Source organism: Sorangium sp. So ce131, from assembly GCF_051519095.1.
GTDB lineage: Bacteria > Myxococcota_A > Polyangia > Polyangiales > Polyangiaceae > Sorangium.
Genome location: NZ_CP150455.1, coordinates 1,588,273 through 1,602,184, shown reverse-complemented (window position 1 = coordinate 1,602,184; position 13,912 = coordinate 1,588,273). Strand labels below are relative to the sequence as shown.

At 70.0% G+C, this 13,912-nt stretch carries 10 protein-coding genes and 1 pseudogene; 2 read left to right on the top strand and 9 right to left on the bottom strand.

Annotated features, from left to right (window positions below):
* Nucleotides 1-18 precede the first annotated feature (18 nt).
* The 4 genes and pseudogenes from WMF43_RS05800 to WMF43_RS05785 all read right to left on the bottom strand — a co-directional run.
* Complete coding sequence (locus WMF43_RS05800) at nucleotides 19-846, bottom strand: alpha/beta fold hydrolase (RefSeq protein ID WP_437678064.1); 828 nt, start codon at nucleotides 844-846, stop codon at nucleotides 19-21.
* A gap of 16 nt (nucleotides 847-862) precedes the next feature.
* A complete protein-coding gene (locus tag WMF43_RS05795) occupies nucleotides 863-1,720 on the bottom strand; it encodes an alpha/beta fold hydrolase (protein WP_437678062.1) in 858 nt (285 codons plus the stop codon).
* Nucleotides 1,721-1,730: 10 nt separating this feature from the next.
* On the bottom strand, nucleotides 1,731-2,555 hold the full coding sequence (locus WMF43_RS05790; RefSeq protein WP_437678060.1) for a lysophospholipase: 825 nt from the start codon (nucleotides 2,553-2,555) through the stop codon (nucleotides 1,731-1,733).
* A 167-nt stretch (nucleotides 2,556-2,722) separates the two neighbouring features.
* Nucleotides 2,723-3,578 (bottom strand): annotated as a pseudogene (locus WMF43_RS05785) (amidohydrolase family protein); the annotation flags it as partial.
* A gap of 192 nt (nucleotides 3,579-3,770) precedes the next feature.
* Here WMF43_RS05785 and WMF43_RS05780 point away from each other — a divergent pair.
* Nucleotides 3,771-5,213, top strand: a complete 1,443-nt coding sequence (locus WMF43_RS05780; protein WP_437678058.1) for a catalase — start codon at nucleotides 3,771-3,773, stop codon at nucleotides 5,211-5,213.
* Nucleotides 5,214-5,516: 303 nt separating this feature from the next.
* On the opposite strand, the gene WMF43_RS05775 is transcribed toward WMF43_RS05780, so the two are convergent.
* Nucleotides 5,517-6,980, bottom strand: a complete 1,464-nt coding sequence (locus WMF43_RS05775) for an FAD-dependent monooxygenase (RefSeq protein WP_437678056.1) — start codon at nucleotides 6,978-6,980, stop codon at nucleotides 5,517-5,519.
* Between the two features lie 169 nt (nucleotides 6,981-7,149).
* Nucleotides 7,150-7,902, bottom strand: coding sequence for a glucose 1-dehydrogenase (locus WMF43_RS05770; protein ID WP_437678055.1), 753 nt, complete (start codon nucleotides 7,900-7,902; stop codon nucleotides 7,150-7,152).
* A gap of 124 nt (nucleotides 7,903-8,026) precedes the next feature.
* Between WMF43_RS05770 and WMF43_RS05765 the strand changes: the two genes are divergently transcribed.
* Nucleotides 8,027-8,941, top strand: a complete 915-nt coding sequence (locus WMF43_RS05765; protein WP_437678054.1) for a LysR substrate-binding domain-containing protein — start codon at nucleotides 8,027-8,029, stop codon at nucleotides 8,939-8,941.
* Between the two features lie 37 nt (nucleotides 8,942-8,978).
* Here the strand turns inward: WMF43_RS05765 and WMF43_RS05760 are convergent, their stop codons facing one another.
* From WMF43_RS05760 to WMF43_RS05750, 3 genes are all read right to left on the bottom strand, one after another.
* The gene (locus WMF43_RS05760) at nucleotides 8,979-10,022 is read right to left on the bottom strand and encodes a hypothetical protein (RefSeq protein WP_437678052.1); all 1,044 of its coding nucleotides are present in this window, start codon (nucleotides 10,020-10,022) and stop codon (nucleotides 8,979-8,981) included.
* A gap of 230 nt (nucleotides 10,023-10,252) precedes the next feature.
* On the bottom strand, nucleotides 10,253-11,224 hold the full coding sequence (locus WMF43_RS05755) for a hypothetical protein (RefSeq protein WP_437678050.1): 972 nt from the start codon (nucleotides 11,222-11,224) through the stop codon (nucleotides 10,253-10,255).
* Nucleotides 11,225-11,386: 162 nt separating this feature from the next.
* On the bottom strand, nucleotides 11,387-13,870 hold the full coding sequence (locus WMF43_RS05750) for an ATP-dependent helicase (RefSeq protein ID WP_437678049.1): 2,484 nt from the start codon (nucleotides 13,868-13,870) through the stop codon (nucleotides 11,387-11,389).
* Nucleotides 13,871-13,912: the final 42 nt, after the last annotated feature.

Here is a 13,912-nt window from a genome sequence, read left to right as displayed (position 1 = left end):
TGTCCGCGGCCCTCGCCCTCACGACTGGATGAACTCGAGCAGATCCGGATTGACGACGTCCGGGTTGATGGTGCACAGGCCATGCCCCAGGCCCTTGTAGACCTTGAGCGTGCCCTTCTTGAGCAGCTTGCTCGACAGCAGCGCGGAGTCCGCGATCGGCACGATCTGGTCGTCGTCGCCGTGCATCACGAGCGTGGGCACATCGATCTTCTCGAGGTCGCCCGTGAAATCGGTCTCCGAGAACGCCTTGATGCAGTCGTAGTGCGGCTTGATGCCGCCCATCATGCCCTGCCGCCACCAGTTGTCGACGACCCCCGACAGAGTCTTGGCCCCTGGACGATTGAATCCATAGAACGGCCCTTCAGGCACAGCGCGGTAGAACTCTGCGCGGTTCGCGACGAGCGCGGCGCGGAATCCATCGAACACCTCGATGGGAAGGCCACCGGGATTCTTGTCGCTCTTGACCATGATCGGCGGCACGGCGCCGATGAGCACGGCCTTGGCCACGCGGCCGTCCTGCCCGTGCTTCGCGACGTAGCGCGCCACCTCACCGCCGCCCGTGGAGTGGCCGATGTGCACCGCGCCCTTGAGACCGAGGTGAGCGGTGAGCTCCGACACGTCGCGGGCGTACGTGTCCATGTCGTTGCCGTCGAAGGTCTGCGACGAACGCCCGTGACCGCGGCGATCGTGGGCGATGACGCGGAAGCCCTTCGCGAGGAAGAACATGAGCTGCGCATCCCAGTCGTCTGCCGACAGCGGCCAGCCATGATGGAACACCAGGGGCTGGCCGCTGCCCCAGTCCTTGTAGAAAATATCGACGCCTTCTTTGGTCTTGAGAATCGGCATGTGGCACTCCTTCTATCTACTGAATGGCGTGACGCAGGAACGAGGCCACCTGTTCGGCGGCGAGCTGCGGGTACTGATGCTGCGGGGCATGACCCGACTCGGGGTACACGGCCAGATGTGCGCTCGGGATCTTGCGATTCAGCGCGAACCAGTTGTCCACGGCGGTGCTGATGTCGTTGTCGCCGCTGATGATGAGCAGCGGCGTGCGCATGACCATCAACTTCTGCAGCCGCCCGGCCTCATCGACGTGATATTCCTCGGCCGCGGCGAGGTAGGCCTTGATCGCCTCGGGCGTCGACGGAATTCTTTCATCGACCCCGGGGCGCACGCGGATGCGGTCCCGCGACTCCTTCGCCATCTTTCGGCTGAACTCCGAGCGCGGCTCGAAGAAGAGCACGATCTCATCGTCCAGGTCATTCACCGGTTTGAACGCGCGGTCGATGAACGCCTGTTGAATAGCCACCGCGCGTTTGCCGGGCGGCGCCGTACCCACGAGGATCGCGTGCGTGACGCGGCCGGGATGTTCGACCACCACGGTCTGCGCCACCGTACCGCCCCATGACCAGCCCAGGAGAATGAATTTTTCGAGCTTCATGGCATCCGCGAACGCGATCAGAAAGTCCGCGACCTGGCCGATACCGGGCGGCAGCTTGCCGTCCGAATAACCCACGCCCGGATAGTCCACCGTGATGATGTGATTGTTCTTCGCCAGCTCATCGAGGAACAGTGGATCCCAGGTGTCGAGCGTGCCGCGCATGCGCGTGATGAGAACCATGGGTTCGCCCGTGCCGATGCTGCGGTAGGCAATCTTATCGCTTCCTACCTGTACGTACTGCGTGGGTGCGCTGGCTGCCTTGAGAAAATTTTTGTTCATGACGGAAACCTCATGCTGCGCGCGCGTTGATCCAGCCTACCACGTCGGATATCACCTGCTCTTTGCCGAGGTCGTTGAGCAGATCGTGGAAGTGCCCTTCGTAGAGCTTCAGCGTCTTGTCGCTCGAACCGGCCTTGTCATGGAAGAGCTGGCTGCCCGCGGGCACGGTGGCCTTGTCTTCGGTGCCGTGCATGATGAGCAAGGGCACCGTGATGGTCCCGAACTCCGCGCGCATGCGGTCCGTGGCCTTGAGCAGCGCCGCCACCGTGCCCGCCGGCTGGACTTCACCATGGGTCAGCGGATCCGAGTTCAGTTTCTGCAAGGCTTGCGGGTCGCGGGTGAAGTCCTTCTCATGCAACTTCAGCACCGGCAATTTGGGCGCCACGCGCCCGAGGAAACGCACGAGCGACAGCACGGGCTTCGGCGCCCACACTTCGAACGCAAAGCTCTCGCAGATGAAACCGGCGATCTCTTTCTGATGATCCAGCGCCCAGGTGCAGGAGATCACTCCGCCCATGCTGTGACCCAACAGAAACACTTTGAGGCCGGGCTCGCGGGTTTTCACCAGGGTGACGAACGTCCCCAGATCGTCCGTGTACTCGGCAACGTCATTGACGAACAGGCGCGGCCCCTCCGATTTGCCGCGCCCGCGATGGTCGTAGGCATACACGGCGAAACCCGCCGCCGACAGCTGCTCCCCCGACCACTGGTACTGCCCGCTGTGCGCAAGAACGCCGTGGCAGAGCACCACGGCCGCGCGCGGCGTTCGCGCCGGCCGCCAGGAACGCATGTGGAGGCGCGTGCCACCGCGGCCGGTGAATGTCTCTTCTTTCATGGGAGATCCTCGTTAGAGATGGCGTTTGAAGAACTCGAGCGTGCGTGCGCGCGGCAGCGACGCCGTCGCGGCGTCGAAAAGCATTCCGCCGTGCCGCGAAAAGCGTGATGGCAGCCGGGATAGCTGTGGACCTCGCGCCGTCCTCGCCGGAGAACCACCCGTTGCCGGCGCCGCACCGGCGGGGCGTCGCTCGTCATCTCCGGGCCGTAGCGGTGGAGGAAGTGCTCGCCCTGGTAGGCCATGCGGTGCTGGATGGCGATGCCGCCGCCGAGCTCGGCGATCCGGTCGATGGTGCGCGCCGACACCGTCTCGGCGTGGTCGAAGAACCACCGGAGGCCGGCGAACGGGATCTTGCGGTTCACGGCCTCGAACACGTCGAGCATGCGCGTGATCGACTCGTCGTAGGTGGCGTGCAGGCGGAACGGCCAGCGACACGCGACCAGGTGCTCGACCATGGCGCCGAGCTGCGCCTCCATGTGCGGCGGCAGGTCGGGCCGCGGCTCTGAGGAAGTCCTCGAAGTCGGCGACCGAGTAGACGAGCATCTCGCCGGCGCCGTTGAGCCGGTAGTAGTCGTCGCCGCGGCCAGGGCTCATGGCCTTGGCCCACTGGCTGAAGTCCTCGAGCTCCTGCCCGGGGCGCTGGGTGAACAGGTTGTAGGCCAGCCGCACGGTCAGCTGCTTGGCGGCCGCGAGCTCCTCGATGATCTGGTAGGCCTGCGCGCGCAGCCGCCTCAGCGCCTCGGCCAGCGAGGCGACGCCGTCCCACCGCAGCTCGCTGTTGTAGGTGAGGCCGCCGCGGATGAGGTGGAGGTGTGAATCGATGAGGCCGGGGATCGCCCGCCGGCCGCGTAGATCGATCTTGCGGGTGCCGGCGCCGGCGCGGCGCAGGACGTCGGCGTCGTCGCCGACGGCGACGAATCGCCCGTCGCGGATCGCCGCCGCCGAGGCCGCGGGCGCCCGCGGATCCATGGTGGTGATTCGCCCGTTGAAGCGGATGAGCTCGGGGTCCGCGCTGGCTGTCATCGGCAAGGTCCGCGCGGAAGATGGCAGAGGAATGGTCGAAGGGTAAACCCGACTTTAGGGGGGTGAGGATACGGGGGGCAGATCCGCCGACAACGGGAGAGCTCCCACGATTCGCTCGATCGTCGGGACCGAGACCCCCGACCTTGGTCGGGTTTGCCGCGCCGGCCCGATCGCGCTACATCGGCGACTCCAATGTCCAAACCCAAATTGACGCACGCCACGGGTGCGCCCGTGGTCGACAATGTAAACATCCAGACCGCCGGTCCGCGCGGCCCCGCGCTGCTGCAGGACATCTGGCTGATCGAGAAGCTCGCGCACTTCGACCGCGAGGTGATCCCCGAGCGGCGCATGCACGCCAAGGGCTCGGGCGCATACGGGACGTTCACCGTCACGCACGACGTCACGCGGTACACCCGGGCCAAGCTCCTCGCCGAGGTCGGCAAGCGGACGCCGGTGTTCGTGCGGTTCTCGACGGTCGCCGGCGAGCGCGGCGCCGCCGATGCCGAGCGTGACATCCGCGGCTTCGCGGTGAAGTTTTACACCGAAGAGGGGAACTGGGACATCGTCGGCAACAACACGCCGGTGTTCTTCTTCCGCGACCCGCTGCGCTTCCCCGACCTCAACCACGCGGTCAAGCGCGACCCTCGCACCGGGATGCGCAGCGCGGACAACACCTGGGACTTCTGGTCGTCGCTGCCCGAGGCGCTCCACCAGGTGACGATCGTGATGAGCGACCGCGGGATTCCGCGCAGCTATCGCACGATGCACGGCTTCGGCAGCCACACCTTCAGCATGATCAACGCCGCGAACGAGCGCGTGTGGGTCAAGTTCCACTTCATCAGCCAGCAGGGGATCGACAACCTCACCGACGCCGAGGCCGAGGCCGTGGTGGGGCGAGACCGCGAGAGCCACCAGCGCGACCTGTTCGAGAGCCTGGAGGCGAGGCGGTTTCCTCGCTGGAAGCTCTGCATTCAGGTCATGACCGAGGCGCAGGCGCGGACGCACCGGCATAACCCGTTCGACCTCACCAAGGTCTGGCCGAAGGCCGACTATCCGCTCATCGAGGTCGGCGTCCTCGAGCTCGACCGCAACCCCGACAACGTGTTCGCCGAGGTCGAGCAGGCCGCGTTCTCGCCGGCCAACATCGTCCCCGGCATCGGCTTCTCGCCCGACAAGATGCTGCAGGCGCGGCTCTTCTCGTACGGCGACGCGCAGCGCTACCGGCTCGGCGTCAACTTCAACCAGATCCCCGTCAACGCGCCGAAGTGCCCGTTTCACAGCTTCCACCGCGACGGCGCGATGCGCGTCGACGGCAACCTCGGCGCCGCGACCAGCTACTTCCCGAACCGACACGGCGAATGGGACGACAGCGCCGGCGCCGGTGAGCCGCCGCTGCCCCTCGCGGGCGACGCCGCGCACTGGGATCATCGCGCCGACGAGGACCACTGGGAGCAGCCAGGTCGCTTGTTCCGCCTGATGTCGCCGGCGCAGCGGCAGGCGCTGTTCGAAAACACCGCTCGCTCCCTCGGCGGCGCGTCGGTCGACATCCAGCGCCGGCACGTCGCCAACTGCTTCAAGGCCGACCCCGCCTACGGGGCCGGCGTGGCCCGGGCGCTCGGCCTCGACCGGGGCTAGCGCCGCGCTCGTGCTCGAGGAGCGGACGCGCTTCCTCGAGCTCGGCGGCACGCTCGAGCGCTGACGCACCTTTCGCTCTCGAGCAGCGCTTGCGCGTGGAACGGATAACACCCCGCACCAGGGGTGGCACGCTCGCGACGGAACGCACCCGCGACGGGGCGACGCGGCCAGCGTTCGGTACCAAGCCGTCCTGTTACAGCTCGACGCTCCTGCGCGATCGGGGGTCTCAGGACGTAGCGCAAGAGCGCCTCCCCCGCCGCGGCATGGTGCGCACCGGCGCGTGTCGCCGCGTGCAACGTGAAACTACGCCCTCGCAGGCGGCCCGAACCACGTGGTCAGGGCCTCGCGAAGGCCGTGGTCCGTGCCGTCTCCCACCCACGCGACGTATCCATCGGGCCGGACCAACACGGCCCTGGGCGCCGCGACCGCGCCGAGCACCGGGAGTGCCCACTCCCCGGCGTACCGCGCGTCGACCCGCTTCACCCGATCCGCCCAGGGACCGAGGTCGAGGGCCCCGGGCTCACCGAGGTCGAGCAGCACCGGCCGGGCCTCGTGCAGCAGCGTGAACACCCGCCGTGGCCCGCCCTCGGTCTCCACGTCCAGATCGGGCATGCGGCGCCCGAGCAGCGGGTGTCCCGCGCCGAGGTCGTAGCGGATGTCCAGGCCCGAGATCAGCCCGGCGTACCGCTTGCGCGCCTGCTCCAGCGTCAACAGCTCGGCCAGGGTCTCGCGCAAGGCCTTCGTCCGCTCGTCGCCCCGATGGGCCGCCGTCGCCGCCATGGTGTGCTTGAGCACCCGCGCCCCGACCGGGTGCCGCTCGGCCTGGTAGGTATCGAGCAGGCTCTCCGGCGACGTCCCGTGGACCACCTGCGCCAGCTTCCACCCCAGGTTCACCGCGTCCTGCACCCCGAGGTTGAGCCCTTGCCCGTTCGCCGGGGAGTGCACGTGCGCCGCATCGCCGGCCAGCAGCACCCGCCGCTCCCGGTACGACGCCGCCTGCCGGGTCGCATCGCTGAACCGCGAGAGCCACGTGACGCCGTGCACCCCGAAGTCCGTCCCGTAGGAGGCGACGAGCGCCTCGCGCAGGTCGTCCAGGGTCGGCTCCTCGTCTTGCCGGATCTCCCTCTCGCACAGCACCGCCCGCACCCGCTTGCCGTCCTCGAGCGGCCCGATGCCATAAACCCCCTTGTCTCCCTGGCGGATGCCCAGCGCCGGCTCGAGCATCTCGCCCTCGGCCACAAGGTAGCTGACCGACGGCTCCCACCCCGGGAAACCGATCCCGGACTTCTTGCGGATCAGGCTGCGCCCACCGTCACATCCGACGAGGTACGCCGCCCGCAACGACCGCCCGTCGGACAGCGCGACATCGACCCCGGCGTCGTCCTGGGCAAACCCCGTCACCTCACGCCCGCGGTAGCTCGGCACCCCGAGCTCCTCGACCCACGCGGCGAGGATGCGCTCGAAGTGCTTCTGCCACAGCGCCAGCCCGTAGTTGTGGCGCGTCGGAAAGTCGCTGAGATCGAGGGGCGCCGTCCCGAACGACGCGGTCTGAGCGATCTTCCCTTCCGCGAGGAAACGATCCGCGATCCCGCGCTGATCGAGCACCTCGATCGTGCGTGCGTGCAGCCCTCCTGCGCGCGACCCCGCGAGCTCCTGGCTCTCGCGCCGCTCGACGATGGCGACGTCCACCCGCGCCAGCGCGAGCTCCCCCGCCAGCATCAGCCCAGTCGGACCCCCACCAGCGATGACCACTGCGTGTTTCGTCATGGTCAGGGAGTGTGCGGCATGATCCGGGGCTTCCAGCAAGCCCCTGGGTCTGATATACGCTTGCAGCGGGAAGGGGAAAATGTGGCCTTCCCCCGCGCGCTCCGTGCGTGCTCCCCCTCGCGAACCACGGCGCGCAAATTCGGGCCGGCGTGAACCAGGCGCCGAGCGCTCAGACCTGCGCCACGCCGCCGTCGACGAAGAGCTCGGCTCCGTTGGTGAAGCTGCTGTCATCGGAGGCGAGGAAGACGGCGGCCTTGGCCACCTCTTCCGGCGAGCCGAGCCGCCCGAGGGGCACGCTGGCGACGAGGCTCGCCTTGATCTGCTGCGCCTGCTCCTCGGTCGCGCCGAGCCCGTGCAGCCCTGGGGTGTCGATCGGCCCCGGGCTGACCACGTTGACGCGGATGCCGCGGTCCTTCAGGTCGAGCGCCCAGGTGCGCGCGAAGCTCCGCACCGCGGCCTTGGTCGCGCTGTAGACGCTGAACGCAGGGGATCCGGTGGAGGCCGCCGTCGAGCCGTTGAGGATGATCGACGCCCCGTCGCGCAGCAGCGGCAGCGCCTTCTGGACCGTGAACAGCACCCCCTTCACGTTGATGGCGAAGGTCTTGTCGAAATGCTCCTCGGTGATCGCGCCGAGCGGGGCGAACTCGCCGCCGCCGGCGTTGGCGAACAGGACGTCGATGGGGGCGCCTTGCTGCTTCACCACCTCGAAGAGGCGATCGAGATCGGCGAGGTTGGAGACGTCGCTCCGGACGCCGGTGGCCCTCCCGCCGATCTCCTTCACGGCCGCGTCGAGCTCCGCCTGCCGCCGCCCGGTGATGAAGACGCGCGCGCCCTCCGCCGCGAACCGCTTCGCCGTCGCGAGGCCGATCCCCGTGGTGCCGCCTGTGACAACCGCTACCTTCCCCTGGAGTTTGTTGCTCATGGTGTCCGTCCCTTGATCGCGGCGCTCAACGTCGCCGGCCCCCTGGAGTTAGAGCCGAAGCGGAGGGCGGCCAGCCGGCGATCGTGGCACGCTGCGTTCCGCCAGCAGAACGAAGAGATCACCGATGCAGGATCTGAACGACTTCTTCTTCTTCGCCGAGGTCGTGGCGAACGGCGGGTTCGCGAAGGCGGGGCGCGCGCTGCGGCAGCCGAAATCGAAGCTCAGCCGGCGGATAGCGCAGCTCGAGGCGCGGCTCGGCGTTCGCCTCATCGAGCGCTCGTCCCGCCGCTTCAGCGTCACCGAGGTGGGCCAGGCGTTCTACGAGCGCTGCCGATCCGTCATGAGCGAGGTGGCGCTGGCGGAGGCCATCGTCGCCGAGGCGCAAGGCGAGCCGCAGGGGCTCGTCCGACTGAGCTGCCCCACGGGCATGATGGAGCTGGTCCGGCCCATCCTGCCCTCTTTCATGGAGCGCTACCCGCGTGTCGCCCTGCAGGTCATCCCCACCAACCGGCGCGTCGATTTGATCGAGGAGCGAATCGACATCGCGCTCCGGGTGCGCACAAAGCTCGACACCGACGCCACGCTCACCCGGAAGACGCTCGCGAAGAGCCGCCGGATCCTCGTCGCGAGCCCCGCCCTCGCGCGCCTCCTGGGCGGCGCGCCGGAGATCGCCGCGCTCGCCTCGGTACCGACCCTCAGCCAGAGCGAGCAGGCCGGCGAAGACGCGTGGGAGCTCGTCGGGCCCGACGGGCAAACGCATGTCGTGCATCACGCGCCGCGGCTCTCGTGCGGCGATTTCGCCGCCCTGCGAGAGGCGGCCATCGCAGGGCTGGGCGTGGCGTTGTTGCCCGATCACATCGCTGCGGCGGACTTGAGGGCTGGCAAGCTCGTCCGCGTGTTACCCGAGTGGTACGTGACCGAGGGCATCGTCCACCTCGTGTTCACCTCGCGCCGCGGCTTACCGCCCGCGGTCCGGGCGCTGATCGAGCACCTCGCGAGCCACATCCATGACGACGTGATGAAGGAGGGTATCGACTGAGGACGCTGCCGCCTCCAGCGTCGACCTGTGATCCATGTCATGGCCGACACGCCGCGTCGCACCCCTTGCCGCCGCAGTCCACGCCGAGCTCGTCGCCGTTCTCCACGCCGTCCTTGCAGGTGGGCTCCTCGCAGGCGCCCGCCCAGCAGACCCGGCTCACGCAGTCGTCGCCGGACTTGCAGCTGGCGCCGTCCGGGCAGCGCCTGGGGCACGAGCCGCTGCAGTCGACGCCGGCCTCGTCGCCGTTCTTCACGCCGTCGTCACACGTCGGCGCCTTGCAATGCGCCATCGCGCAGACTCCTGACTGACAGTCTGTCGCGACGTTGCACGGATCCCCGTCCCTGCACGGCGCGCACGGTCCGCCGCAGTCCTGGGCGGTCTCGCCGCGGCCCGCGTCACGCACCATGTTGACGCAGTGGGGCGGGACGCAGAACACCCCGTCGCAGGCCAGCCCCGCAGCACAGTGCAGCGTGGGATCGTCATGGAGACACTCCACACAGCGCCCCTCATGGCACCTCCCCGAGCCGGAGATCGGGCAGATCACCCCGTCGAGCAGCGCGTTGAGCGGACGGTCGTAGTCGCAGAGATCGTTCGTGCACTGGTTGCCATCGTTGTACACGTCGTAGGCCGGCACGCTGACCACGTGGCCCTCCTCCGTGCACTCGTCCTGCTTGCAGTCGCCGCGGACCTGCGAGCCGAGCCGACCGGGCTTGATCTCGACCTCGCACTTCCCGTCCACGCACCGACCTGCGCCGCACCGCGCGTCCGGCGGGCCCGGGCACTCCGCGTCGCTGTCGCACCGCGACGACGGGTCGATCACGCCCGAGCACTCCGCCGTTCCCTCCGCGCACTCGTCGCACGGACGGCACATCTCGAAGCAACCCGGCCCCTCCTCGCCGCGCGCGCAACAGACGACCTTCCCCGGCTCGGCACACTCGCAGCGCTCGGCGATACAGATGGTGCCAGGCGCGTTCTGGGCGTCCCCGTGACAGTCCTCCGTGGTCGCGCAGTCGCCGCCCACATACGGCGTGTCACCACACGAAAAAGAAAGCGCCAGACCCGTGAGAAATAGTCCACCCACGGCACAATGCACAAACGAGCTCATCGTGCGTCCAGTCCTCCGGCACAAGGCTGGGTCGCCGGCACCTCAGCGGCCCCAATCCGCCGGGGTGTCGTTGGCCTGATCCTCGAACGGGCGCAGTATGGCCCGCTCGGCCCGCGGCCGTCACGCAAGTTTTCGCCAGCTGAACGCCACGCAGGCTCCCGCGGACGCCCGAGTCCGGTTTGGACGACGCGATGTCGAATTCGTGGTCAGAAGACGCCGGCAAACGTAATGGCTTGAGATGAGACCCGGATCTCCGCCTGGCCGCGCGGGTAGAAGGTGTACCCGAGCGTGGCCGCCAGGACCGCGCCGCCGGTGATCAGGCCGGCGAGGCCGAGTGTCCTGAGGGTGCGCATGTCCTCGTGGGCCGAGAGGGCCTCCTGGCACATCGGCTGGCGCATCCGGAAGCAACCGTTCGGGCCCGCGGAGCGGGCAGAGGCGATCACGGCCTCCTGCCGCTTCTCGGCGCCGACGAACAGCACGCCGCCGAGCGCCGCGAAGGTGGCCGACAGCCCGACGCCGCCCACGATCAGGGCCGGCTGCGGCGCCGATCTCGGGGGCGCGGCGCCCGCCGGCGGGGGGCTCGCAGCCGCGGCGCGCTGCGGCTCCGGCTCCGCAGGGAACACGAGCGTCACCCGCCGCGCCTCGCCGCGCGGCACGTCGATCTCCGCCTCGGCCGTCCTGCCGCCGAGCGCCGCGCGCACGACCCGGCGCCCCGGCGCGACCGGGATGGGCTGGCCCGGCTCGGCCTCGACCGGCGCGCCGTCGATCGAGATCGCGGCCCCCGGCGGCGCGACGACGCGGAGCTCGCCCGCGAGCTGGCGCGCGCGGGCGAGGTCGACCAGCCGCGACTCGTAGAGCGCGCGCTCGTCGGGGCTCCGCGGCTGGCGCATGATCTCCTTGCAGAGCGACAGCCAGCGCACGGCGGCCGGCGCGTCGCCGATGCGGAGCGACAGCGCGCCGACGTTGCACGCGGCCACCTGGGAGCGCTCGAGCTTCCACACCGCCATCCACACGTCGCGCGCGTCGGCGAGCCGCCCCTCCTGGACCGCGGTGTGCGCCTGCGCGACGAGCCGATCGCGGGCGCCGGACGGAGGCGCGGCCGTCGCGCTCCCGGCGGCCGACAGGAGCGCGGCGGCCACCAGCGCCGACGCGACCGCATGACGAAGGATCCTGTGCATGGAGCAGCCCTCCTGGTCCCCGGCTCGAGCTCGCGCGAACGCCCGAGAGCCGGCCTCCGTGACGTGCAGCGGCTCATCTACCAGAACGGCGGCCGCGGTAGGAGGCGGCTCGGCCCGCACCCGAGCCGGTCGTGGGCGGACCCAGGGTGCGGCCCACCGCCGTCACGAGGCGGCGCGCAGGAACGCCGCCTTGATCCGCTTCTTCCCCCAGCCGGAGAACTTCACCGTCGCGATCGGATCCGCCCCCGGATCCACGCTCTCCACCACGCCCGGCCCGAACCGCTCGTGGATGACGCGCATCCCGCGCCGCAGCGCGAGCCCCTCGCCGCCGTCGCCGCCCGCGTCGACCACCTCCCGCTCCACGTACCGCTCGCCCGGCGCCCGATCCACGTCGCGCGCGCCGCGCTCCGCCTCGCGCGCGCCCCGCGCCGGCTCGCCCTCGCGCGAGAGCCGCGACCACGCGAGCCGCTCCTCCACCTGCCCCGCGGGCCGCCGATCGCGGCCCTCCCAGGCGCCCCGGCCCTCCCACGCGCGCGGCTCGCCCGCGCCGCCGGACCGCGCGCCGAACGACGTGAACCCGCCGCCCCCGACGTCGACCCGGCGCTGCGCCATCTGGCTCGTCGGCGTCGCGATCGGCCGCACCGAGGCCGCCGGCAGATCCGCGAGGAACCGGCTCGGCAGGCCGTAACGCGTCTGTCCGAAGATCGCCCGCCGCGCCGCGTGCGTGATCCAGAGCCGGTCCCGCGCGCGCGTGAGCGCCACGTACGCGAGGCGCCGCTCCTCCTCGATGTCGCCCTTCCGGCCGGGATCCTGGCTCCGGAACGGGAACAGGTCCTCCTCCATGCCCGTCAGGAACACCGCGTGGAACTCCAGCCCCTTCGCGGCGTGGACCGTCATCATCGCGACCTTCGGCGCGTCCGCGAGCGCGTCGACGTCCGACACCAGGCTCACCCGCTCGAGGTAACCCGCGAGCGCCGCCTCCTCGCCGGCGGCGAACGCCTCCTGCTCGTAGTCCACGATCGACTGCACGAGCTCGCGGAGGTTCTGCAGCCTCGCCTCCGCCTCGACGCTGTCGTCCGCCTCGAGCATCCGCGCGTACCCCGACCGCGCGAGCACCTCCTCCGCGAGGTCGCTCGGCGGCAGCGTCCTCGCCGACTCCATCAGCCCCTGGATCAGCTCGCGGAAGCCGAGCAGGCTGCGCCGCGCCGCCGGCGCGAGCGGCGGCAGCTGGCCCCCCGGCATCGCCGACGGCGGCACCCTCCCCTCCGCGAGCGGCTCGATCGCCTCGTAGAGCGACACGCCGAGCGCGTCCGCCGCCTGGATCAGCTTGTCGACCGTGCTCTGGCCGATCTTGCGCGCCGGCACGTTGATGATGCGGTTGAGGTCGACGTCGCTGCGGGGGTTCGCCACCACGCGCAGGTACGAGAGCAGGTTCTTCACCTCCGCCCGCTCGAAGAAGCGCGTGCCGCCGATGATCTGGTACGGGATGCGCGCCTCGCGCAGCACCTCCTCGAGCACGCGCGACTGCGCGTGGATCCGGTAGAACACCGCGATCTCGCTCGGCGAGACGCCGCGCCCGATGAGCTCGCGGATGCACTCGACCACCCACGCCGCCTCGTCGTGCTCGCTGTCGGCGCAGACCACGTCGATCTGCGCGCCGTCGGGGTTCGACGTCCAGAGCTCCTTCGGCTCGCGATCCGTCGCCGTGCGGATCACCCCGAGCGCGCCGCGCACGATGTGCCCCGCAGAGCGGTAGTTCTGCTCCAGCTTCACCACCGTCGCGTGCGGAAAATCGCGCCGGAAGCCGCGCACGATCCGCACGTCCGCGCCGCGCCAGCGGTAGATGCTCTGATCGTCGTCGCCGACCACGCAGAGGTTGTCGTGGCTCCGGCAGAACGCCCGGACCAGGCGGTACTGGACCTGGTTCACGTCCTGGAACTCGTCGACGAGCACGTGGCGGAACCGGCTCCGGAGATCCTCGCCGGCGAGGCTCTCCGGGTCCTCGGCGAGGCGCAGCACCGCGAGCAGGAGGTCGTCGAAGTCCACCGCGTTCGCCGCCTTGAGGTGGCGCTCGTACGCCGCGAAGCACCGCGCGATCGCGTCGTCGAAGTAGCCCTTCCGCTCGAAGTCGGCGGGGCCGCGCCCCTCCTGCTTCTCGGCGTGGATGCGCGACAGCACCTGGCGCGGCGGGTACCGCCGCTCGTCCAGCTTGAGCTCCTTCAGCACGCGGTTCATCACCGCGCGCTGGTCGTCGTCGTCGTAGATGACGAAGCTCCGCTCGAGCCCGGCCGCCTCGTGGTGCCGCCGCAGGAGGCGCGCGCACACCGCGTGGAACGTGCCGACCCAGAGGTCCTTCACGATGTCGGCCCCGATGAGCCCCTCCAGCCGGCGCTTCATCTCGGACGCCGCCTTGTTCGTGAACGTCACCGCGAGGATCCGGTACGGCGGCACGCGGTGCGTGACGATGAGGTTCGCGATCCGGTAGACGATGACGCGCGTCTTGCCGCTCCCCGCGCCCGCGAAGATGAGCAGCGGCCCGTCCGCGTGCGAGGCCGCGCGCGCCTGCGGCTCGTTCAGCTCCTCGTAGGGGATGCCGGGCTCAGGCGGAGGGAAGGCGCCTTCGTCGGGTGATGCGAAACGGTCCACGCCGTGGTCGCTAGCACGACCTCCGCGGGGGCGGGAGCCCGG

Coding starts and splice junctions, on each gene's coding strand:
- WMF43_RS05800 (WP_437678064.1), bottom strand. CDS start 846: ATGCCGATTCTCAAGACCAAAGAAGGCGTCGATATTTTCTACAAGGAC.
- WMF43_RS05795 (WP_437678062.1), bottom strand. CDS start 1,720: ATGAACAAAAATTTTCTCAAGGCAGCCAGCGCACCCACGCAGTACGTA.
- WMF43_RS05790 (WP_437678060.1), bottom strand. CDS start 2,555: ATGAAAGAAGAGACATTCACCGGCCGCGGTGGCACGCGCCTCCACATG.
- WMF43_RS05780 (WP_437678058.1), top strand. CDS start 3,771: ATGTCCAAACCCAAATTGACGCACGCCACGGGTGCGCCCGTGGTCGAC.
- WMF43_RS05775 (WP_437678056.1), bottom strand. CDS start 6,980: ATGACGAAACACGCAGTGGTCATCGCTGGTGGGGGTCCGACTGGGCTG.
- WMF43_RS05770 (WP_437678055.1), bottom strand. CDS start 7,902: ATGAGCAACAAACTCCAGGGGAAGGTAGCGGTTGTCACAGGCGGCACC.
- WMF43_RS05765 (WP_437678054.1), top strand. CDS start 8,027: ATGCAGGATCTGAACGACTTCTTCTTCTTCGCCGAGGTCGTGGCGAAC.
- WMF43_RS05755 (WP_437678050.1), bottom strand. CDS start 11,224: ATGCACAGGATCCTTCGTCATGCGGTCGCGTCGGCGCTGGTGGCCGCC.